The sequence below is a fragment of the Shinella yambaruensis genome (assembly GCF_050859155.1).
GTDB lineage: Bacteria > Pseudomonadota > Alphaproteobacteria > Rhizobiales > Rhizobiaceae > Shinella > Shinella yambaruensis.
Window position 1 is genome coordinate 1,906,459 of sequence record NZ_CP150638.1, and the last position, 22,128, is coordinate 1,928,586.

Genomic DNA, 22,128 nt, shown 5'->3' on the forward strand with positions numbered 1-22,128 from the left:
AAAGCGCAGACGCCTCAGCCGGCGCGGGCGACATCCGAAGCGGCCGGGTTCCTCATGCGCTCGGCGACACCCGGAAGCCCCAGCGAGGGCGCTGCGCGCTTCACCTGGTTGCGGCCGGCCTCCTTGGCCGCATAGAGCGCGCCGTCGGCTGCCGAATGCAGGCGGTCGAAATCCGCGCCGAAGGTCGCGACATCCGCAAGGCCGATGCTGACCGAGACCGCGATCTCGTGATCCCCGGCGCGGACCGGCAGGGCGGCGACCTCCAGCCGCAGCGCCTCGGCGAACTGTTCGGCGGGCGCCATGTCGCGCCCCGGCGCAAAGAGCGCGAATTCCTCGCCGCCGAAGCGGCAGAACAGCATGTTCGCCTCCAGGCGGGCGGCGACCTGCGCGGAAAACCGCTTCAGCACGAGATCGCCGGCGACATGGCCGTAGGTGTCGTTGATCGCCTTGAACCGGTCGAGATCGAAGATCATCAGCGTGCCCTGCCGCCGGTCGCCCAGCAGTTTCTGCATGTCGTCCAGGAAAGAGCCGCGGTTGGCGATGCCGGTCAGCGCGTCGGTGCGCGAGGCCTGGCGGTAGAGCGCCTCGCCCCGCTCCTTGATCAGCACCAGCATGGCGACGGCGGCAAGGATCGTATGGGCGAACAGTTCCAGGGAGAAGACCGCGAACCAGGCGGAATAGGCCGTGCCATGGCCGAAGGCCGCAGGCAGGATGATCGCCATGGGAATGCGCAGGCCATAGATGATGCCGTGGCTGACGAAGAAGGCCGCCGCGAGCATGCGGGTCGGCAGCGGCTCGGTGCGGTGCCCGCGCCAGATGTCGATGCCGATCCACAGGCAATAGGCGGTGATGATGGTCGAGCTGACGATGATGCGGTTGTTCACATCCTCCGACACCTGCGGGACAAGAAGATAGACGAGGCCCCAGAGGACGGGGCCGGCCAGAACGACGGAACGATAAACGCGGCGGCGATCGAAGACGCGGAAGCCGGCCCACATGAACGCATAGCCGCAGGCGGCGAGCGCATTGCCGAGGCCGACGGTCAGGAGCGGCGGGCCGACGGAGCGCAGCGCGAACAGCAGCGTGCAGAGCGAGCCGACCCACATGGACAGGCACCAGTAGCCGGCCGCCCTGTGCCGCCGGTCGGTCAGCCACACCTGCAGCATGAAAATCCCGACGGCGGTCGTCGCCAGGAACGTACAGATCATCAAGGTTGAGATGCTGATGATGTCTTCAATCAAAATACGCACTCCGCACGCGCAGGATGCTAGGGGCAAACCTTGAAGACTTCGCAAACAAAAGCGGCGGGCCGAAGCCCGCCGCCGTGATCCGTTCCTTGCGTGCAGGGTCGTCGCATGGGGAATGAAACGCCACCCCATCCCCTTCTCCCCCGCGGGGAGGAAGGTGCCGGCAGGCGGATGAGGGGGATGCCCAAGGCGCGAAGGCTCTGTCAGAGCCCCCCTCATCCGACCCCTCGGGCCACCTTCCTCCCCGCGGGGGAGAAGGGGATGGGGCAGTGTCGAACTCGATATATGATCGCCTACCCTTGTGGAGGCACAGGCGATCGCGCGGCTGCGGGAAGGTTCAGCCGGCGATGACGGCGGCAACCGCCTCGATCGCATCGCCCGCCCTGGCGCCGTCCGGGCCGCCGGCCTGCGCCATATCGGGACGCCCGCCGCCGCCCTTGCCGCCGAGCGCTTCGGAGGCGCGGCGCACGAGATCGACCGCGCTGTAGCGGCCGGTGAGGTCGTCGGTGACGGCGACCACGGCGCTCGCCTTGCCGTCCGCCGAGACGCCGACGAAGGTGACGATGCCGGAGCCGAGGCTCTTCTTGCCGTCGTCGGCAAGGCTCTTCAGGTCCTTCGGCTCGACGCCGGTGACGACCTTGCCGAGATATTTCACGCCCGCGACCTCGCGCACGCCCTCGTCGCCGCCGGCGGTGCCGCCCGACAGCGCCAGCTTCTTCTTCGCCTCGGTCAGTTCGCGCTCCAGCTTGCGGCGCTCCTCGACCAGCGCCTCGACGCGGGCGAGCACGTCGCCCGGCTGCGCCTTCAGTGTCGTGGCGAGCGCCTTCACGCGCTCGTCCTGCTCGGCAAGGTAGGCGCGGGCCGCCTCGCCCGTCAGCGCTTCCAGACGGCGCACGCCGGAGCCGACGGCGCTCTCCGAAAGGATGCGCACGAGGCCGATCTCGCCGGTCGCCGACACATGCGTGCCGCCGCAGAGCTCGACCGAATAGGGCCGGTTCGCCCTGGCGCCGTGCAGGCCGGTGCCCATGGAGACCACGCGCACCTCGTCGCCGTATTTCTCGCCGAAGAGCGCCATGGCGCCTTCCGCGATCGCATCGTCCACCGTCATCAGGCGAGTGGTGACCGGGGCGTTCTGCACGATGATCTCGTTCGCCATGTCCTCGATGACGCGCAGCTCCTCCGCCGACATGGGCTTGGGATGCGAGACGTCGAAGCGCAGGCGCTCCGGCGCGACCAGCGAGCCCTTCTGGGCGACATGGGTGCCGAGCACCTCGCGCAGCGCCTCGTGCAGCAGGTGGGTGGCGGAGTGGTTGGCGCGAAGGCGCGCGCGGCGGGCATGGTCCACCGTCAGCGCCACGGCATCGCCGACGGCAAGCTTGCCGCTCTCGACGACGGCGCTATGGACGAAGACGCCCTCGCCCTTCTTCTGCGTGTCGGTCACCAAAAGGCGCGCATGGTCGCTGGCGATCACGCCCGTATCGCCCATCTGGCCGCCCGATTCGCCGTAGAACGGCGTCTGGTTGACGACGATCTGCACAGTGTCGCCGGCACTGGCGCCGTCGATCGTCCTGCCGTCCCTGACGATCGCCTGCACCACGCCCTCAGCCGCCTCGGTGTCGTATCCGAGGAACTCGGTCGCGCCGTGTTTTTCCTTCAGCTCGAACCAGACCGCTTCCGTCGCCTTGTCGCCGGAGCCGGACCAGTTCGCCCGCGCTTCCGCCTTCTGGCGCTGCATCGCATCGTTGAAACCGGAAAGGTCGACATTGATGTCGCGGGCGCGCAGCGCGTCCTGGGTGAGGTCGAGCGGGAAGCCGTAGGTGTCGTAGAGCTTGAATGCGGTCTCGCCGTCCAGCATGTCGCCCTTCTTGAGCGTCACGGTGGCATCCGAAAGCAGCGACAAGCCGCGCTCCAGCGTCTTGCGGAACCGGGTTTCCTCCAGCTTCAGCGTCTCGGAGATCAGGGCCTCCGCCCGCACGAGCTCGGGATAGGCCCGGCCCATCTCGCCGACCAGCGCCGGCAGCAGCGACCACATCAGCGGCTCGCGGGCGCCGAGCAGCTGCATGTGGCGCATGGCGCGGCGCATGATGCGGCGCAGCACGTAGCCGCGGCCTTCATTCGACGGCAACACGCCGTCGGCGATCAGGAAGGCGGAGGAGCGGAGGTGATCGGCGATGACCCGGCAGCTTGCGGCCGCCTCGCCTTCCGCCTTGATGCCGACGGTCTCCTCGACGGCCGAGATCAGCGTGCGGAAAAGGTCGGTCTCGAAGACGCTCTGCACGCCCTGCAGGATGCAGGCCATGCGCTCGAGGCCCATGCCGGTGTCGATCGACGGGCGCGGCAAAAGACTGCGCTCGCCGGGCGCCGTCTGGTCGAACTGCATGAAGACGAGGTTCCAGAATTCGAGGAACCGGTCGCCGTCCTCCTCGGGCGAGCCGGGCGGGCCGCCCCAGACATGCTCGCCCTGGTCGATGAAGATTTCCGAACAGGGGCCGCAGGGGCCGGTGTCCCCCATCTGCCAGAAATTGTCGGAGGTCGGGATGCGGATGATCCGGTCGTCGGACAGGCCGGCGATCTTCCTCCAGAGGACCGCCGCCTCCTCGTCCTCGGAATAGACGGTGACGAGCAGCCGGTCCTTCGGCAGGTCGAAGCCCTTGGTCACCAGCGTCCAGGCAAGCTCGATGGCGCGCTCCTTGAAGTAGTCGCCGAACGAGAAGTTGCCGAGCATCTCGAAGAAGGTCAGGTGCCGCGCGGTATAGCCGACATTGTCGAGGTCGTTGTGCTTGCCGCCGGCGCGCACGACCTTCTGGGCGGTCGTCGCGGTGGAATAGGGGCGCGATTCAAGGCCCGTGAAGACGTTCTTGAACTGCACCATGCCGGCATTGGTGAACATCAGCGTCGGGTCGTTGCGCGGCACGAGCGGGCTGGACGGCACGATCTCGTGGCCGTTCTTTCGGAAATAGTCGAGGAAAGTCGACCGGATCTCATTCACGCCGCTCATATCGCGTCCTTCATCTCTGCCCATTCACGCCGGAAGACCGGCGCATCACCCACCCAATGTCACTGCAACGACGGTAAAACCGCCTCGCCGGCCGGAGCGCCCGCCCGGAAGACCCCACAAGGCCGCCCTTTCGCGAATTCCGTCGAAACCGCCCGCGCCTGCCGCTTGGATGCGGAAAGGCCGAAAACCTTGGCGCGCGCGAGAACTGAAGGCTTTTATCGCCCGCCTCGGCCCCTGTCCAGACACCAAAAAACCGGCCTTTCGCGAAGAAGAGGCCGGTCTTTCCCATTTTTGCGGAACCGTTGCGCGGCGATTACATGCCGGCCGCGTCGTCGGCGTCGTTCGGATCCGGCCCGCCGTTCTCCAGGAAGCGGTCGGCGATCAGGCCGGCATTCTGGCGCAGCGCCATTTCGATCTCGCGGGCGAGGTCCGGATTGTCGCGCAGGAACGTCTTGGCGTTCTCGCGGCCCTGGCCGAGGCGCTGGCTGTTGTAGGAGAACCAGGCGCCGGACTTCTCCACGATGCCGGCCTTGACGCCGAGGTCGATGAGCTCGCCGGTCTTGGAGACGCCCTCGCCGTACATGATGTCGAACTCGACCTGCTTGAAGGGCGGTGCCATCTTGTTCTTGACGACCTTGACGCGCGTCTGGTTGCCGATCACCTCGTCGCGCTCCTTGACGGCGCCGATGCGGCGGATGTCGAGGCGGACGGAGGCGTAGAACTTCAGCGCGTTACCGCCCGTCGTCACTTCCGGCGAACCGTAGACGACGCCGATCTTCATGCGGATCTGGTTGATGAAGATCACCATCGTGTTCGACTTGGAGATCGAGGCGGTGAGCTTGCGCAGCGCCTGGCTCATCAGGCGCGCCTGGAGGCCCGGCAGGCTCTCGCCCATCTCGCCCTCGATTTCGGCGCGCGGCGTGAGCGCGGCGACCGAATCGACCACCAGCACGTCGATCGCGCCGGAGCGCACCAGCGTGTCGGTGATTTCGAGCGCCTGCTCGCCGGTGTCGGGCTGCGAGATCAGCAGGTTCTGGAGATCGACGCCGAGCTTGCGGGCATAGACCGGGTCGAGCGCATGCTCGGCGTCGACGAAGGCGCAGATGCCGCCCGACTTCTGGGCCTCGGCGATGGTCTGCAGCGCCAGCGTCGTCTTGCCCGAGCTTTCCGGGCCGTAGATCTCGATGATGCGGCCCTTGGGCAGGCCGCCGATGCCGAGCGCGACGTCGAGGCTGAGCGAGCCCGTCGACACCGTCTCGATCTCGACGACGCTGTCCTTCGAGCCGAGCTTCATGATGGAGCCCTTGCCGAAGGAGCGCTCGATCTGGGAGAGTGCCGCTTCGAGTGCCTTGCTTTTATCCACTGCTTTATCCTCTACGAGCCGCAAAGTGTTCTGTGCCATTTGGTCCACCTTTAGGTTATTGAAGCAAGACAGGCAACGAAGCCGTCGATGAAAGCTATGTACACATTTTGTTCTCTTTTTGCAAGGTCCGTTCATCCATTTGAATGATTTCGTGAATCGAGCGTGTGTTCTCTTTTCGTTTACGGCTGTTGAAAGCCGTGGCGGAACAAGGATGTATCCGCGCGGGCGCCTCGCTTTTGCCGGCGAATCGCGCCCCCCGCGGGAATGAAGGAAGACGATGACGGGAAAGACGATACTGGTGATGGGCGGCGCCCATGTGGACAGGCGCGGACGCATTGCCGGCGAGACGGCGCCGGGGGCGAGCAATCCCGGCGCCTGGTTCGTGGAAGCGGGCGGCGGCGCCTTCAATGCGGCGCGCAACCTTGCCCGGCTCGGCCGCACGGTGCGGCTCGTCTCGCCGCGCGGGGGCGATGCGGACGGCGCCATCGTCGCGGCGGCGGCGGAGGCGGCGGGCGTCGAGGATACGCCCTTCACCTTCCTCGACCGGGCGACGCCGAGCTACACGGCGATCATCGAGCGCGACGGCAACCTCGTCGTCGCGCTGGCGGACATGGAGCTCTACCGACTGTTCTCGCCGCGCCGCCTGCAGCAGCGGGCGATGCGCGAGGCGGTCGCGGCGGCGGGGCTGATCCTCACCGATGCCAACCTGCCGGCCGAGACGCTGGCGGCGATGACGGCGGCAGCGGGTGCCGCGGGCGTGCCGATCGCCGGCATCGCCATCTCGCCGGCCAAGGTGCCGCGCTTTGCGGCGAGCCTTCCCGCCCTCGCCTTCCTGTTCATGAACGAGGCGGAGGCACGCACGCTGGCGGGCGTCGCGCCTGAGGACCCGGCCGACTGGCCGAAGGCGCTGCGCGCGGCCGGCCTTTGCGCCGGCGTCGTGACGCGCGGCGGCCGGGGCGTCGTCGCCTTCGATGCGGAAAAGGCGGTTCTCGTCACGCCGCCGGAGGCGCCCGCGCTCGGCGACGTCACCGGGGCGGGCGATTCGCTCGCCGCCGGCTTCCTCGATGCCTGGATGGCCGGCCACGACATCGGCGAGGCGCTGCGCCACGGGGTCGCCGCCGCGGCGATCACCGTGCGTTCGCCGCTTGCCGTCGCCGAAGAAATGTCGCAGGCGGCGCTTCAGGCCGCACTTTCCCTTGTGCCGGAGGCCGAAGGGATGGCATGAGACTTTTTTGCCGAAATTCCTGCAAGGACACCGCATGACCAGACCCGTTTCCGCCCTCCTGCCGATGCAGTATTCGGACGAAGTCGCCGCCGCCAAGGCGCGCGGCGCGCCGATCGTCGCGCTCGAATCGACGATCATCACCCACGGCATGCCCTATCCGGGCAACCTGAACATGGCCCGCAGCGTCGAGCGCATCATCCGCGAGGAAGGCGCCGTGCCGGCGACCATCGCCGTCATCGACGGCGTGCTGCATATCGGCCTCGACGACGCGCGGCTGGAAGCGCTGGCGCAGACCGAGGGCGCGATGAAGCTGTCGCGCGCCGACCTCGCCTTCGCGATCGCCGAGCGCCGCACCGGCGCGACGACCGTGGCGGCGACGATGATCGGCGCGGCGCGCGCCGGCATCAGGGTCTTCGCGACCGGCGGCATCGGCGGCGTGCACCGCAAGGCGGAGGAGACCTTCGACATCTCCGCCGACCTCGACGAACTGTCGCGCACTGGCGTCATCGTCGTCTGCGCGGGGGCCAAGGCGATCCTCGACATCCCGAAGACGCTGGAGGTGCTGGAGACGCGCGGCGTGCCCGTCGTCACCTATGACAGCCCGGTCTTCCCGGCCTTCTGGTCGCGCGATTCGGGCCTGAAGAGCCCGCTGACGCTGAACAGCCCGGCGGCCATCGCCAATTTCCAGAAGGTGCGCGACCAGCTCGGCGTCGACGGCGGCATGCTGATCGCCAATCCGGTGCCGGAGGCCGACGAGATCGAACGCGAGGAGATGGAGATCTACATCGCCCGTGCGCTCGACAATGCCGAACGCGACGAGATCGCCGGCAAGGCCGTGACGCCCTACCTGCTCGACAGCCTGTTCCGCCTGACGGACGGGAGGAGCCTCAAGACGAACATCGCGCTCGTCGAGAACAATGCGCGGCTGGCGGCGGAAATCGCCGTGGCGCTGGCGGACTGAGCCGCCGGTCGGGGGTGCCATGCCCTTGTGTGAGGCGATTGTACAAGGATAGGCAGTCTGCGCTTTGCGTTACCCCCCTCTGGCCTGCCGGCCATCTCCCCCTCAAGGGGGGAGATTGGCAAGACGTGCAAACCTGGCTTGATCAGCACCGTTGAAGAGAGGCGAGGCGCTGCTCCATCCGATCTCCCCCCTTGAGGGGGAGATGGCCGGCAGGCCAGAGGGGGGTGCTTTGCCACAGCCCAGCCCCTCATAAAACAAAAACGGCGGCAGTGCGTCTTGTCGCACTGCCGCCGGAAGATGCCGTGCAGCCGATCAGCCGCGCAGGATGCCGCGGCCGGCGTATTTCGCCTGGGCGCCGAGCTGCTCCTCGATGCGGATCAGCTGGTTGTACTTGGCGGTGCGGTCGGAGCGGGCGAGCGAGCCGGTCTTGATCTGGCCGCAGTTGGTGGCGACGGCGAGATCGGCGATCGTCGAATCCTCGGTCTCGCCCGAGCGGTGCGACATGACGGCGGTGTAGCTCGCCTTGTGCGCGGTCTCGACGGCGTCGAGCGTCTCGGAGAGCGAGCCGATCTGGTTGACCTTGACGAGGATCGAATTGCCGACGCCCATCTTGATGCCGTCGCGAAGGCGCGCGGAGTTCGTCACGAACAGGTCGTCGCCGACGAGCTGGACCTTTTTGCCGATCTTGTCGGTCAGCGCCTTCCAGCCGTCCCAGTCGTCTTCCGCCATGCCGTCCTCGATCGAGAAGATCGGGTATTTGCCGGCGAGCTCGGCAAGGTAATCGGCCATGGCGCCCGGCTCCAGCGTGCGGCCTTCGCCTTCGAGCACGTACTTGCCGTCCTTGAAGAATTCGGTCGAGGCGCAGTCGAGCGCGATGAACATGTCCTCGCCCGGGCGGTAGCCGGCCTTCTCGATCGACTTCATGATGAAGTCGAGGGCGGCGGGGGCGGAGGCGAGGCCCGGCGCGAAGCCGCCTTCGTCGCCGACATTGGTGTTGTGGCCGTCGGCCGCAAGCTGCTTCTTCAGCGTGTGGAACACTTCCGAGCCCATGCGCACGGCGTCGCGGACGGTGTCGGCGCCGACCGGGACGATCATGAACTCCTGGAAGTCGATCGGGTTGTCGGCATGCGCGCCGCCATTGATGATGTTCATCATCGGCACCGGCAGGACACGGGCGTTCGGGCCGCCGACATAGCGGTAGAGCGGCAGGTTGGCGGCTTCCGCGGCGGCCTTGGCGACGGCGAGCGAGACGCCGAGGATGGCGTTGGCGCCGAGGCGCGCCTTGTTCGGCGTGCCGTCGAGCTCGATCATCGTCTGGTCGACGGCGATCTGGTCCTCGGCGTCGAGCCCGCCGATCGCCTCGAAGATCTCGCCGTTGACGGCGGCGACGGCGTTTTCGACGCCCTTGCCGAGATAGCGCTGGCCGCCGTCGCGCAGTTCGACGGCTTCATGCGCACCCGTGGAGGCGCCCGACGGAACGGCCGCCCGGCCGAAGCTGCCATCTTCGAGATGCACGTCCACTTCGACGGTGGGGTTGCCGCGGCTGTCGAGAATCTCGCGGCCGATGATGTCGATGATTGCAGTCATGGAGATCGTCCTGTTCCGGGGTTTATAAATCGATTAAAATCCACTTTTAATCGAGGATGCAGAAATTACAATGGCGTGCGTCGCCCTGGGAAAAACGGATGGCATGTCTCCATGTCATCCGTTTGAAATGTCAGGCCTTGGCGATGTCGTCGAAGGCGACGAGCTTTTCCAGCAGCCGCGGCATGTCCTTCAGGTGCACCATGTTCGGGCCGTCGGAGGGCGCGTTGTCCGGGTCCTCGTGGGTCTCCACAAAGAGGCCGGCAATGCCGACGGCGATGGCCGCGCGTGCCAGGGTCTCTACGAACCGGCGGTCGCCGCCGGTCGAGCCGCCCTGCCCGCCCGGCTGCTGCACCGAATGGGTGGCGTCGAAGACGACGGGCGCGCCGAGCGAGGCCATGATCGGCAGCGAGCGCATGTCGGAGACGAGCGTGTTGTAGCCGAAGGAGGCGCCGCGCTCGCACAGCATGACGTTGGGGTTACCACTCTCGGTGAACTTCGCCAGCACGTTCTTCATGTCCCACGGCGCCAGGAACTGGCCCTTCTTGACGTTGATCGCGCGGCCGGTCCTGGCGGCGGCGACGAGCAGGTCCGTCTGGCGCGACAGGAAGGCCGGGATCTGCAGGATGTCGACCGTCCCGGCGACGACGGCGCACTGCTCTTCCGTGTGGATGTCGGTGAGGACCGGGAAGCCGAAGTCCTTCTTGAGGTCGGCGAAGACCTCGAGCGCCTTTTCAAGGCCGATGCCGCGCTTGCCGGAAAGCGAGGTGCGGTTCGCCTTGTCGAAGGAGGATTTGTAGACGAGGCCGATGCCGAGCTTGTCGGTCATCTCGACCAGCGCCCCGGCCATCATGTAGGCATGGTCGCGGCTCTCCATCTGGCAGGGGCCGGCGATCAGCGAGAAGCGCTTGTCCTGGGCGAAGGTGACCTTCTTGGCGCCTTCGCCGACGACGACGGTGGAATTGGTGTTCATCTCATTCTCCGAAGACAAGGAGGACGCCCTGCCCGGGTGCCGGCGGCACGAGGAGGCGGTTGTCCCGTTTATGGAAGGCGACGCCGCGTTCCGTCAGGAGGCGCTCGCATTCCGCTGTATTTTCAACCTTGAAGACGACCGCGCGCCCTTTCAGGCCGCGATCCGTGCCGGCGACCGGCGCGATCCCGTAAAACCCCTCCAGGCCCGCATCGTTGAGCACGGTGATGCGCCCGCGCGGCGTATCGACGGACATGCCGAAGGACAGGGCCTCGACCGCGCGCTCGTCGGCCGCCTCCTGCACGAGGTACTGGAAATCCGTCGGGTTCTGTTCCGACAGGACGACCTCCGACAGGGCGGTGACGCCGTTCGCGTGCGTTTCCAGCGACGCGCGGTCGGCCGGCAGCGGCAGGATGCGCTGCGAGGCGAAGAAGAAGAAATCGGGGCTGCGCAGGTCGGCGGCGAAGGCAAGGCGGAAGCTGCCGGTCGCGCTTGTCCCGTCGGGCAGCAGCATGTCGCGGGAAAATTCCAGCACCTCGCCGCCGGAAAGGCCGGCATTGGTATAGCGCTGGTCGTCCTCCCAGGCATCGCCGCTCGCCATGGCGATGGCGGAAAAACCCTCGAGGCCGCGGCGGAAGCGGAAGGCCTGGTCGCGCGCCACGAAAACATTGCCGCCGCGCGCCGCTTCCTCGCATTCCTCGCGATTGGCGATGCCGAGCGGTTCGAGATAGGAACCGTCGGCGAGGAAGACGCAACAGTTCTCCGTGCCGAACGGGTGGCGGGCGTCGCTGGCAACGGTGAAGCCGAGCGCGGTCAGGCGCGCGCGGGCCACCCCGAGGTCGGACACCGGCAGCACCAGATGGTCGATCGGGCGGGGCGTTCTCGAACTCACGGTCATGGCGAAAAATCCGGCGTGTTTCAGGCGCCCCGTGCTTTGCCCGCTTTCGGCGCGCAATGCAAGCGCCAGCACGGCCCGCCACGCCCTGCGGGAACTTTTCCGCCACCCGATCATTTCCCGCAGCGTCCCCGCACCGGAGCCCGCCCATTCCCAGATCCCGCGACATCACCCGCCAGCGCGACCTCCACGAATCCCGCCCCCTCTGGGCTGGCTCGCCGCGCCTTTCGCTTCGCGCGCGGCCAGGGCCGTCGCGTACCGACTATGACGTCATCATCGTCGGCGCCGGCATTTCCGGGGCGCTGATGGCCCATGCGCTGGCGGACGGCACGCGCTCGGTGCTCGTCGTCGACCGGCGCCTGCCCGCGCATGGCAGCACGCTTGCCAGCACCGCGATGATCCAGCACGAGATCGACATCCCCCTCTCGAGGCTCTCGGACATGATCGGCGCGCCGAAGGCCCGCCGCGCCTGGCAGCGCTCCGCCCGCGCCGTCGAGCGCCTGTCGGGCATCGTCGCCGATCTCGGCCTCACCTGCGGCTTCGAGCGCAAGCAGACCCTGTTCCTCGCCGGCGAGGCCTATGGCCGCCGGGCCCTGCAGGAGGAGGCCGAGGCGCGCCGCGCCGCCGGCATCGCGGCCGAATATCTTGACGCCGCCACCCTTGCCGAGCGCTTTTCGATCACGCGCACCGGCGCCATCCTCAGCGACATCTCCGCCGCGGCGAATCCGGCGCAGATGGCCGCCGGCATCCTGCGCGCGGCGATGGCGCGCGGCGTGGAGCTCGTCAGCCCGCTGGAGATCACCGACCTGCGCAGCGCCGCGGGCCGGGTGTTCCTGGCGACGGCGGAAGGACGGATCCTGTCGGCCGGCCACGCCGCCTTCTGCTCCGGCTACGAGTTCCTGGAGGCCGTCGCCGACAAGGAGCATGCCATCGTCTCCACCTGGGCCCTCGCCACCCCGCCCGGCACCACGCTGCCGGACTGGCTGAAGACGTGCATCGTCTGGGAGGGCGCCGACCCCTATCTCTATCTCCGCCGCACGCGCGACGGACGGCTGATCGTCGGCGGCGAGGACGAGGACAGCGCCGAGGCCTATGCGTCCGCAAGGAAGCTGCGGCAGAAGGCGGCGACCATCCGCCGCAAGGCCGAAACCCTGCTCGGCCTTGCCCTGCCGGAGCCCGACCACGTCTGGGCGGCCCCCTTCGGCATCACCCGCACCGGCCTGCCGCTGATCGGCCGCGTGCCAGGCCTCGAGAATGTCTTCGCCGTCATGGGCTTCGGCGGCAACGGCATCACCTTCAGCCAGATCGCCGCCGAGATCGTCGCGGCCGGGATCGCCGGCCATGCCGATGCGGATGCCGACCTCTTCGCCTTCCCCAGCCGCCAGACTTGACGAAGCGAAGGCCCGGCCGGCCGATATTCCCCTTCCGTTGAATGGCTGCAGGCGCAAAGCCGGGTTATGCTCGCCCGACGTCGACGAAGCCGGACTGCCATGCTGCTTGCCATTCTCTCCGATATCCACGCCAACCGCGAAGCCTTCGAGGCCGTGCTCGCCGCCGTCGAAGGCGCCGGGGCCGACCGCCTCGTGCTGCTCGGCGACATCGTCGGCTACGGGGCGGATCCGGAATGGTGCGCGGAACGGGCGATGGCGCTTGCCGCAGGCGGCGCCGTCGTGCTGCGCGGCAACCATGACGAGGCGGTCGGCAATCCCGCCGTCTCGATGAACCCGACCGCGACCTTCGCCCTCGAATGGACGCGCCGCCAGCTCGGCGGCGAAAGCCGCGCCTTCCTCGCCGCCCTGCCCTTCGAGGCGCGCGAGGGCGACTGCCTCTTCGTGCATGCCGATGCCAGCGCGCCGCCTGCCTGGAACTATGTGCTCGACGCCAGCGATGCCGGCCGGCACCTAGCGGCCTGCGCGGCGCGCGTCAGCTTCTGCGGCCATGTGCACAAGCCGGCGCTCTATTCGACGGCGCCGGGCGGCAGGGTCACGCATTTCCGCCCCGTCGCCGCCACCCCCGTGCCGCTCCTGCCGCAGCGCCGCTGGCTCGCCGTCATGGGCTCCGTCGGCCAGCCGCGCGACGGCGATCCCGCGGCCGCCTACGCGCTCTACGACACGCAGAGCGCCGAGCTCCGCTTCCAGCGCGCCGCCTATGACGTGGAGCGCGCGGCCGGGAAGATCCGCGCGGCCGGGCTGCCGGCCTCGCTCGCCGACCGGCTCTTGCGGGGGCGCTGATGGTCAAGGCTCGGCTGAAACCCGGCGATGTCGTCGACGGCTTCCTCATCGAGGCCATCGCGCACAATGGCGGCATGGCGCGCATCTGGGCCGTGTCGCGGCCCGACATCGATTTCCCGATCCTGATGAAGGTGCCGGTCATCGGCGAGGGCGACGATCCGGCCGCCATCGTCGGCTTCGAGATGGAGCAGATGATCCTGCCGCGCCTGTCCGGCCCGCATGTGCCGCGCTTCGTCGCCAACGGCGATTTCGCGACGCTGCCCTATATCGTCATGGAGCGCCTGCCCGGCACCTCGCTCTATCCGCTGCTGGAGCGCCTTCCGCTGCCGCCGGAGGAGGTCGCCGCGCTCGGCGCGAAGATCGCCGTCGCGCTCGATTCGCTGCACCGCCAGCATGTCGTGCATCTCGACCTGAAGCCCTCCAACGTCATGTTCCGCGAAAGCGGCGAGGCCGTGCTGATCGACTACGGCCTTGCCCGCCACATCCACCTGCCCGACCTGATGGACGAGCAGTTCCGCCTGCCCTACGGCACCGCGCCCTACATGGCGCCGGAACAGGTTCTCGGCACGCGCAGCGATTTCCGCAGCGATCTCTTCGCCCTCGGCGTCCTCCTGTACTTCTTCGCGACCGGCGAGCGTCCTTTCGGCGATCCGCAGCGCCTGAAGGGCCTGAAGCGGCGCCTGTGGCGCGATCCGCTGCCGCCGCGCACCCGCAACGCCGCCATTCCGCCCGCCCTGCAGGAGGTCATCCTGCGCTGCCTGGAGGTCAACCCCGCCTGGCGCTATCCGAGCGCCGCCCAGCTCGCGCTCGACCTGCAGGACCTTTCCGCCGTCAAGCTGACGGCACGGGCGGAGAAGATGAAGCGGGACCCGCTCGGCATGGTGCTGCGCCGCCGCTTCAACCCGGTGCCTATCGAGACCGTCAAGCCGCAGACCGCCGAGGCCCAGCTCGCCAATGCGCCGATCGTCGCCGTGGCGATCGACCTTGCCGCCAGCACGCCGGACCTTGCCGACGCCATGCACAGGACCGTCGCCCGCATCATCGAGAACACGCCGGACGCCCGCATCGCCTGCATCAACGTCTTGAAGATCAACCGCATCGCCATCGACACCTCGCTGGACGAGGAAGGCCGCAACAAGCATGTGCTGCGCCTGGTCGAGTTGCGCACCTGGTCGACGGGCCTTGCCGTCCCCGGCGGCGGCATCACCTTCCATGTGCTGGAGGCCGTCTCGCCGGCCGACGCCATCCTCGATTATGCGCGGGAAAACTATGTAGACCACATCGTGATGGGCGCGCGCGCCGAATCGGCGATGCGCTCCATGCTCGGCAGCGTCTCCGGCGAGGTCGCCGCCCATGCCCCCTGCACCGTCACCGTGGTGCGCAACCGCCCGCGGCCGGGAGGGGCGCCGGATACGGGGTGAGCCCCTAAGGAGCGGCAGTCGCGAGTGTGGGGTGGAGCGTGCCGCAATCCCCCCTCTGGCCTGCCGGCCATCTCCCCCTCAAGGGGGGGAGATCGGATGGAGCAGCGTTTCGCCTCTCTTCAACGGTGCTGGTCAAACTAGGTTTGCACGTCTTGCCAATCTCCCCCCCCTTGAGGGGGAGATGGCCGGCTGGCCAGAGGGGGGCACCTCGTCAGCCGCGCGCGCTCACGAACGGAACCGCTTGCGATACTCGCCCGGCGTCAGCCCGACGATGCGGGCGAAGACTTTCCGGAAGGCGCCGGGATCGTTGTAGCCGACATCGAGCGCCACGCGGTCGACGGAGCGCGTGGTGAACTGCAGGTGCTCCTGGGCCTTGGCCACCCTCAGGCGCTGGCAATAGTCGGTCGTCGTCAGCCCCGTCGCCTTGCGGAAGCGTCTGAGGAAGGTGCGTTCCTCCAGCCCGGCCTGCGCGGCGAGCAGGTCGAGGCCGATCTCGCGCGCCTCGCTCGCCTGCAGGAAATGCTGCACCTTCAGGATCGCCGCATCGCCATGCAGGAGGCGCGGCGAGAAGGTGCTGTAATAGCGCTGCTCGCGGCCCGGCGGATCGATGACGAACTGCCGGGCGATCTCCAGCATGATCGTCGGCCCGAGGAAGCGGTCGATGAGCTTCAGCCCGAGATCGACCCAGGCCATCACGCCGCCGGCCGTCACGATGTCGCCGTCGTCGGCGAGCAGCCGGTCGGTATCGACGGTGACGTCGGGAAACCGCCGCTCGAACGTCTCGGCGATCACCCAGTTGGTGGTGATGGTGCGGCCGGCGAGAAGCCCCGTCTCGCCCAGGAGGAAGGCGCCGGCGCAGATCGAGGCGAGCTGGATGCCGCCCGCATGGCATTCGCGCAGCCAGGCGGCAAAGGGCGCCGCCTCCTCGCGCCGGATCGGATCGCCGAGCGCCGGCGGCAGGACGAGCACGCAGGGACGCGACGCCGCGTCGCTCTCCGCGTCCACCCGCACCGGCACGCCGTCCTCCAGCCGCCAGTGGCTGACGGTGAGGAGAGGCCCTGCCCGCCCCTTCTTCCGGCCGAGTTCCATCGCCGACCGGAAGAGATCGGTCATGCCGAGCACGGCGGCCATCTGCACGCCGGGATAGAGAACCAGTCCGATCTCGGCTGCACGCGCCATGTCACTTTCACCCCGGATTATGTCGGTCCCGCCAATGGCGAGGGATGGCAGGCCGGGGGCAGAATGTCCACATCGTCCATCGCCTGCAAGAAGGAACCGCCATGAGCAAGCGCGCCATCATCATCGTCGACCTCCAGAAGGACTATCTTTCCTCCGGCAGCTTCGCGCTGGCGGGCATCGATGCCGCCGCCGCCAATGCCGCGCGTATCGTCGAGGCCGGGCGCGGCAGGGGCGACCGGATCATCCATGTCCACCACGTCGCGAAGGAAGCCGCCTCGCCGCTCTTCGCCCCGGGCACGGAGGGCATCGAGCCGATCCCGGCCGTCACGCCGCGCGAAGACGACACGGTCATCGTCAAGAACCATCCGAACTCCTTCCGCGGGACGGCGCTCGACGAGACGCTGCGGGACGGCGGCATCGAGGATGTGGTGGTCGTCGGCGCGATGAGCGACGTCTGCATCGACGCGACGGCGCGCGCCGCCGCCGACCTCGGCTACAACCTCACCGTCGTGCACGACGCCTGCGCCACGCGCGACAAGGCCTTCGGTGATTCGCTCGTCCCGGCCGCCCAAGTCCACGCCACCATCATGTCGGCGCTGGAATTCGGCTACGGCAAGGTCACCACGACCGCCGATTTCCTGTCGTAGTCCCCGCAACCGCCGTCCCTGCCCCGGGCGCAAGGGCTATCGCACAGGCAAGGAAACCGTCGCCACATCCCCTTCTCCCCCGCGGGGAGAAGGTGCCGGCAGGCGGATGAGGGGGATGGCGAAGGCAAGAAAAGCAAAGGATTCGTCCGTATCGCCCCCTCATCCGACCCTTCGGGCCACCTTCTCCCCAGGGGGAGAAGGGAAGAAGACGATGCCGCATATGGCCCGGCCCTGGCAGGCGCGGTCTGTGGAGGCGCGGACAGCCCCCACCAAAGACTGTCGCGCCGCCCGTCATTCCCCTGTCATGGGACGATGGTGTCTCTTCGCGCGTGAATGCACCCCGGCGGCCGCATCGTGATCCGGCGCCCAGCGGAGTACGCGTGAATGGATACGGCTCAGGCCCTGGCCCTTGCCTCGGGCGCCCTCGTCGCCACCAACCTCCTCAGCATCCTTGTCGCCGGTAAACGGCTGAAGCCGACGGGCGCGGCGCCGCCCGAGATCGAGGAAAGACCGCCCGTCTCCATCGTCATTCCCGTGCGCGGCATCGAGAATTTCTCCACGGAGACGCTGGAGCGCGCCTTCCGCCTCACCTGGCCGGACTACGAGCTGCTCTTCTGCGTCGCCCATGCGGGCGATCCCATCGTGCCGCTGATCGAGGCGGCGGCCGCCGCCCATCCGCATGTCGCCGCGCGCATCCTTGTCGGCGATGATCGCATCAGCGCCAATCCGAAGCTCAACAATTGCGTCAAGGGCTGGCAGGCGGCGCGGCACGACTGGGTGATCCTTGCCGATTCGAACGTCCTGATGCCGCCCGACTACATCCGGCACCTGATGGGCGGCTGGCGCAGCGATTCGGGCCTCGTCTGCTCGACGCCGCTCGGCTCGCGGCCGGACGGCTTCTGGGCGGAGGTGGAATGCATGTTCCTCAACACCCAGCAGGCCCGCTGGCAATATGCCGGCGAGGCGCTCGGCCTCGGTTTCGCGCAGGGCAAGAGCATGCTCTGGTACAAGCCGATGCTCGATGCCAATGGCGGCATCCAGGCGCTGAACGCCGAGATCGCCGAGGACGCCGCCTCCACCAAGCTCGTCAGCCGGCTCGGCCTCAAGGTGCACCTCGTCTCCTCGCCCTTCGAGCAGCCGCTGGGGCGGCGCACCGGGCAGGAGGTCTGGTCGCGCCAGTGCCGCTGGTCGCGCCTGCGCCGCGTCACCTTCCCCGCCTTCTTCAGCCCGGAAATCCTGCTCGGCGCCGTCCCGCCGCTGCTTCTCGCGCTCGCCGCGGTGCTCCTCGGCGATGCGCCGGTCCTGCCCGCCGTGCTGCTCGTGCTCGCCGGCCTCTACCTGCCGGAAGCCGCCCTTGCGCTTGCGAAGGGCTGGCGGCTTTCCCTGTGGTCCGTGCCGGCGATGATGGTGCGGGACGCGATGATGCCGGCCATCTGGCTGCGGGCCTGGATCGGCGGCGCCATCGACTGGCGCGGCAACACGATGACGATAGGCACGAATGCCTGCGAATTGAAGGAAGCGCCGGCGGGGCCGTAGGCGGCCCTCAGCCCTTGACGCGCAGCCCCTCCAGCAGTGTCCGGAACCCCTTGACCGCACGCCTGGAGGTTTCCTCCGGATCGTCCGACTTGGCGATCCACAGCGCCGCATGGCTGCTCGCCCCGTTGATCAGCCGGGCGGCTGCCTCCGTGTCGATGTCCCCCATCACGCCATCGGCCTTCAGCTGCTCGATGCTGCGGCTGAGGGCGGCGATGCAGCCATTGTTGGTCGGCCATTGCGAGACGTCGCCGAGCACGGCCGGCCCGTCGCGGAACATGATGCGCTGGATCTCCGGCTCCAGCGCCATCTCGATATAGGCGACGCATTCCGCGACAAAACCCTGCCAGCGGTCGGGCGCCGCGGCCGAGATCCGGTTGAGCCGCAGGGTCATTTCCGCGTCAATCTGCTGGATCACCGCCTGGAGCAGCCCCTTCTTGTCGCCGAAATGGTGGTAGAGCGCGCCGCGCGTCAGCCCGGCCCCGGCGGTGAAATCGTCCATCGAGGCGGCGGCATAGCCCACCGTGCCGAAGGCCTGCCGTCCGGCGGCGATCAGCTTGGCCCGTGTTTCGGCGATCATCTCCTCACGCGGCTTGCGCATGGCGTCTCCTTATTCACATACGCCGCGTATTTTATTTGACATACGCCACGTATGCAACTATCTCTTCAACATACGCCGCGTATGTAATTATCGAACCCGTCCCTTTCCAGGAGCAGGCCATGTCCAACCCCTACAAGGAAATTTTCAGCGTGCCGGGAACGAAGTCGTTCTCCGCCGCCGGCTTCCTCGCCCGCCTTCCCATCGCCATGGCGCCGATCGGCATCGTCGCCATGCTCTCGCAGACGCACGGCGAATACTGGCTCGCCGGCGCGGTCTCCGCCACCTTCGCGCTCACCAATGCGCTCATCGCCCCGCAGGTCTCCCGCCTCGTCGACCGCTTCGGCCAGGCCGCGGTGCTGACGCCCGCCACGATCGTCTCCGTCCTCGCCTTCCTGGCGCTGATAACCGCCACCCACCAGGGCTGGCCGGCCTGGACGCTCTTCGCCGCCGCCTTCCTCGCTGCCGCCATGCCCTCGATGCCCGCCATGCTGCGCGCCCGCTGGACGGAGATTTTTCGCGACAGGCCCGAGCTCAACACGGCCTTCGCCTTCGAATCGGCCGCCGACGAGCTGGTCTACATCGCCGGCGCCTCGCTCTCGGTCGGCCTTGCCGTCGCGCTCTTCCCGGAGGCCGGCATGCTGGTCAGCACCGCCTTCCTCGCCGTCGGCACGCTCGCCTTCGTGCTGCAGCGCGCGACGGAGCCGGCCGTGCAGCATGTCGCCGGCAGCGCGCCGCAGAAATCGGCGATCCGCCTGCGCCCCGTCCAGATCATCACGCTCGCCCTCGTCTTCGTCGGCGCCACCTTCGCGACCGCCGAGGTCTCGGCCGTGGCGATCACCAAGGACCTCGGCCAGCCGAACGCCGCCAGCCTCGTCATCGGCGTCTATGCCATCGGCTCCTTCGTCGTCGGCCTCGTCCTCGGCGCGCTGAACCCGAGGATGGCGCTGCAGAAGCAGCTGATGATCGCCGTCGCCGTGCTGGCGCTCACCGCCCTGCCGCTGCCCTTCGCCGGCACGGTGCCGCTGCTGGCCTTCGCCGTCTTCGTCAGCGGCATCGCCATCTCGCCCACCTTCATCACCGCCTTCGGCCTCGTCGAACGCCGCGTGCCGTCCGCCATGCTGACGGAAGGCGTCACCTGGGTGACGACCGGCATCGGCATCGGCATGGCGCTGGGCGCCTTCGTCGCCGGCTGGGCGGTGGACAATTTCGGCGCCCAGAACGGCTTCTGGGTCTCCGTCGCCGCCGGCCTCGGCGCGGCGCTCACCATCGGCATCGGCCAGCGGGTCCTTGCCGGCCAGGATCCCGACGAGGGGATCGGCGCCCTCGCCCAGGCGGCCGAATGACGAAAGCAGGAAGCCCGGCAGAAATGCCGGCCTCCTTCCATCGCCAAGGCAATCAACCTCTCCGAACCACGGGTGCGTGTGGATCCTCGGGTCGAGCCCGAGGATGGCGGAAAGGTGGTCCTTCCAAAAGCAAGAGCCCGGTGTCGCCACCGGGCTCGATTCTTTGACAAGCCTCTCCCAGCCCTCTGCCGTCATCCTCGGGCTTGACCCGAGGATCCACCGCCGCACCCGCGGCGAGGCCGGTCGGGTCTGGCCCGACAGACGCGAAGGAGGCTTTCCTCAGACGAGGCGGCTCTGTTCCAGCGCCGCTTCCACGAAGCTCGCGAAGAGCGGGTGCGGATCGAGCGGGCGGCTCTTCAGCTCCGGGTGGTACTGCACGCCGATGAACCACGGATGGTCGGGATATTCCACCGTCTCCGGCAGGATGCCATCCGGCGACATGCCGGAGAAGACGAGGCCGCAGCTTTCGAGCCGGTCCTTGTAGTCGACATTCACCTCGTAGCGGTGGCGGTGGCGTTCGGAAATATCCGTCGAGCCGTAGATGTCGGCGATCTTCGTGCCGCCCTTCAGCGCCGCGCGATAGGCGCCGAGGCGCATCGTGCCGCCGAGGTCGCCGGACGCCGAGCGCTTCTCCAGCTCGTTGCCCTTCACCCATTCCGTCATCAGGCCGACGACGGGTTCCGCCGTCTTGCCGAATTCGGTCGAGGAGGCCTTCTCGATGCCGGCGAGGTTGCGCGCCGCTTCCACCACCGCCATCTGCATGCCGAAGCAGATGCCGAAATAGGGCACCTTGCGCTCGCGGGCAAAACGCGCCGCGTTGATCTTGCCCTCCGACCCGCGCTCGCCAAAACCGCCGGGAACGAGGATGCCGTGCACCTTTTCGAGGTACGGCGCCGGATCCTCCTTCTCGAAGACCTCCGACTCGATCCATTCGAGCTTGACCTTGACGTGGTTGGCGATGCCGCCGTGGTAGAGCGCCTCGATCAGCGACTTGTAGGCGTCCTTGAGGCCGGTATACTTGCCGACGATGGCGATCGTCACCTCGCCCTCGGGCGTCTTGATGCGGTCGGAAACGGTCTGCCAGGCTTCGAGGCGCGGCTTGGGCGCCGGCTCGATGCCGAAGGCGGCCAGCACCTCGTCGTCGAGGCCTTCCTTGTGATAGGCGAGCGGCACGTCGTAGATCGACGCGACATCGAGCGCCTGGATGACCGCCGTCGGGCGCACGTTGCAGAACAAGGAGAGCTTCCTGCGCTCGGCTTCCGGGATTTCCCGGTCGGCACGCACGAGCAGGATGTCGGGATGGATACCCATCGCCTGCAGCTCCTTGACGGAGTGCTGCGTCGGCTTGGTCTTCAGTTCGCCCGCCGCCGGAATATAGGGCATCAGCGTCAGGTGCACATAAACCGCGGTGCCGCGCGGCAGGTCGTTGCCGAGCTGGCGGATCGCCTCCATGAAGGGCATGGCCTCGATGTCGCCCACCGTGCCGCCGATCTCGCAGATGACGAAATCGTAGTCCTCGTTGCCTTCGATGACGAAGTTCTTGATCTCGTTGGTGACGTGCGGAATGACCTGCACGGTCGCGCCGAGATAGTCGCCGCGGCGTTCCTTGTCGATGATGTTCTTGTAGATGCGACCGGTGGTGATGTTGTCGGTCTTGGTGGCCGAGCGGCCGGTGAAGCGCTCGTAGTGGCCGAGGTCGAGGTCGGTTTCCGCACCGTCGTCGGTAACGAACACCTCGCCGTGCTGGGTCGGGCTCATCGTGCCCGGGTCGACATTGAGATAGGGGTCCAGCTTCCTGAGGCGGACGCGGTAGCCGCGGGCCTGAAGGAGAGCTCCGAGTGCAGCGGCGGCAATGCCTTTTCCGAGGGAGGAGACCACGCCGCCTGTGATGAATACATATCGCGCCATGGGAGTCACCGGATACCTTTTC

The 22,128-nt window shown here is 67.9% G+C and carries 17 protein-coding genes; 8 read left to right on the plus strand and 9 right to left on the minus strand.

All coding sequences use genetic code 11. The features are described 5' to 3' along the window. Window positions 1-14 precede the first annotated feature (14 nt). The 3 genes from WMC41_RS09465 to recA form a co-directional block, all read right to left on the minus strand. Complete coding sequence (locus WMC41_RS09465; RefSeq protein WP_432347835.1) at window positions 15-1,208, minus strand: GGDEF domain-containing protein; 1,194 nt, start codon at window positions 1,206-1,208, stop codon at window positions 15-17. 376 nt (window positions 1,209-1,584) lie between these two features. Further along, window positions 1,585-4,245, minus strand: coding sequence for an alanine--tRNA ligase (gene alaS / locus WMC41_RS09470; RefSeq protein WP_432347837.1), 2,661 nt, complete (start codon window positions 4,243-4,245; stop codon window positions 1,585-1,587). Window positions 4,246-4,558: 313 nt separating this feature from the next. Then, complete coding sequence (gene recA, locus WMC41_RS09475) at window positions 4,559-5,647, minus strand: recombinase RecA (protein ID WP_244765420.1); 1,089 nt, start codon at window positions 5,645-5,647, stop codon at window positions 4,559-4,561. Window positions 5,648-5,885: 238 nt separating this feature from the next. On the opposite strand from recA, the gene WMC41_RS09480 reads away from it, so the two are divergent. Both WMC41_RS09480 and WMC41_RS09485 read left to right on the plus strand, forming a co-directional pair. Then, on the plus strand, window positions 5,886-6,833 hold the full coding sequence (locus tag WMC41_RS09480; RefSeq protein ID WP_432347838.1) for a carbohydrate kinase family protein: 948 nt from the start codon (window positions 5,886-5,888) through the stop codon (window positions 6,831-6,833). A gap of 34 nt (window positions 6,834-6,867) precedes the next feature. After that, window positions 6,868-7,794, plus strand: coding sequence for a pseudouridine-5'-phosphate glycosidase (locus WMC41_RS09485; RefSeq protein ID WP_432347840.1), 927 nt, complete (start codon window positions 6,868-6,870; stop codon window positions 7,792-7,794). 312 nt (window positions 7,795-8,106) lie between these two features. Here the strand turns inward: WMC41_RS09485 and eno are convergent, their stop codons facing one another. From eno to WMC41_RS09500, 3 genes are all read right to left on the minus strand, one after another. Continuing rightward, window positions 8,107-9,381: a phosphopyruvate hydratase gene (eno, locus tag WMC41_RS09490; protein ID WP_272805507.1), complete on the minus strand. Its 1,275-nt coding sequence runs from the start codon at window positions 9,379-9,381 to the stop codon at window positions 8,107-8,109. A 130-nt stretch (window positions 9,382-9,511) separates the two neighbouring features. Continuing rightward, a complete protein-coding gene (gene kdsA, locus WMC41_RS09495) occupies window positions 9,512-10,351 on the minus strand; it encodes a 3-deoxy-8-phosphooctulonate synthase (protein WP_288077572.1) in 840 nt (279 codons plus the stop codon). Window position 10,352: 1 nt separating this feature from the next. After that, window positions 10,353-11,246, minus strand: a complete 894-nt coding sequence (locus tag WMC41_RS09500; RefSeq protein ID WP_244765416.1) for a VOC family protein — start codon at window positions 11,244-11,246, stop codon at window positions 10,353-10,355. A 146-nt stretch (window positions 11,247-11,392) separates the two neighbouring features. On the opposite strand from WMC41_RS09500, the gene WMC41_RS09505 reads away from it, so the two are divergent. The 3 genes from WMC41_RS09505 (at window position 11,393) to WMC41_RS09515 (ending at window position 14,895) form a co-directional block, all read left to right on the plus strand. After that, the gene (locus WMC41_RS09505; RefSeq protein ID WP_432348316.1) at window positions 11,393-12,634 is read left to right on the plus strand and encodes an NAD(P)/FAD-dependent oxidoreductase; all 1,242 of its coding nucleotides are present in this window, start codon (window positions 11,393-11,395) and stop codon (window positions 12,632-12,634) included. Between the two features lie 99 nt (window positions 12,635-12,733). After that, window positions 12,734-13,474, plus strand: a complete 741-nt coding sequence (locus WMC41_RS09510) for a metallophosphoesterase family protein (protein WP_272805511.1) — start codon at window positions 12,734-12,736, stop codon at window positions 13,472-13,474. Next, complete coding sequence (locus tag WMC41_RS09515; protein ID WP_432347842.1) at window positions 13,474-14,895, plus strand: serine/threonine protein kinase; 1,422 nt, start codon at window positions 13,474-13,476, stop codon at window positions 14,893-14,895. The genes WMC41_RS09510 and WMC41_RS09515 overlap by 1 nt, the downstream gene beginning before the upstream one ends. Before the next feature lie 225 nt (window positions 14,896-15,120). Here the strand turns inward: WMC41_RS09515 and WMC41_RS09520 are convergent, their stop codons facing one another. Further along, window positions 15,121-16,074 (minus strand): GlxA family transcriptional regulator, encoded by a 954-nt coding sequence (locus tag WMC41_RS09520; RefSeq protein ID WP_432347844.1) that lies wholly within the window; start codon window positions 16,072-16,074, stop codon window positions 15,121-15,123. Window positions 16,075-16,175: 101 nt separating this feature from the next. Between WMC41_RS09520 and WMC41_RS09525 the strand changes: the two genes are divergently transcribed. Beyond that, window positions 16,176-16,721 carry a cysteine hydrolase family protein gene (locus tag WMC41_RS09525; protein WP_272805514.1) on the plus strand — a complete coding sequence of 182 codons (546 nt, stop codon included), beginning with the start codon at window positions 16,176-16,178 and terminating at the stop codon, window positions 16,719-16,721. A 384-nt stretch (window positions 16,722-17,105) separates the two neighbouring features. Then, entirely contained in the window at window positions 17,106-18,257 is a 1,152-nt protein-coding gene (locus WMC41_RS09530; RefSeq protein ID WP_432347846.1) for a ceramide glucosyltransferase, read from the plus strand. Between the two features lie 7 nt (window positions 18,258-18,264). Here WMC41_RS09530 and WMC41_RS09535 read toward each other — a convergent pair whose 3' ends face one another. Beyond that, the gene (locus WMC41_RS09535; RefSeq protein ID WP_244765410.1) at window positions 18,265-18,855 is read right to left on the minus strand and encodes a TetR/AcrR family transcriptional regulator; all 591 of its coding nucleotides are present in this window, start codon (window positions 18,853-18,855) and stop codon (window positions 18,265-18,267) included. Between the two features lie 119 nt (window positions 18,856-18,974). Between WMC41_RS09535 and WMC41_RS09540 the strand changes: the two genes are divergently transcribed. Then, complete coding sequence (locus tag WMC41_RS09540) at window positions 18,975-20,198, plus strand: MFS transporter (RefSeq protein ID WP_244765409.1); 1,224 nt, start codon at window positions 18,975-18,977, stop codon at window positions 20,196-20,198. Between the two features lie 279 nt (window positions 20,199-20,477). Here the strand turns inward: WMC41_RS09540 and WMC41_RS09545 are convergent, their stop codons facing one another. Then, entirely contained in the window at window positions 20,478-22,106 is a 1,629-nt protein-coding gene (locus WMC41_RS09545; protein ID WP_244765408.1) for a CTP synthase, read from the minus strand. Between the last annotated feature and the right edge of the window lie 22 nt (window positions 22,107-22,128).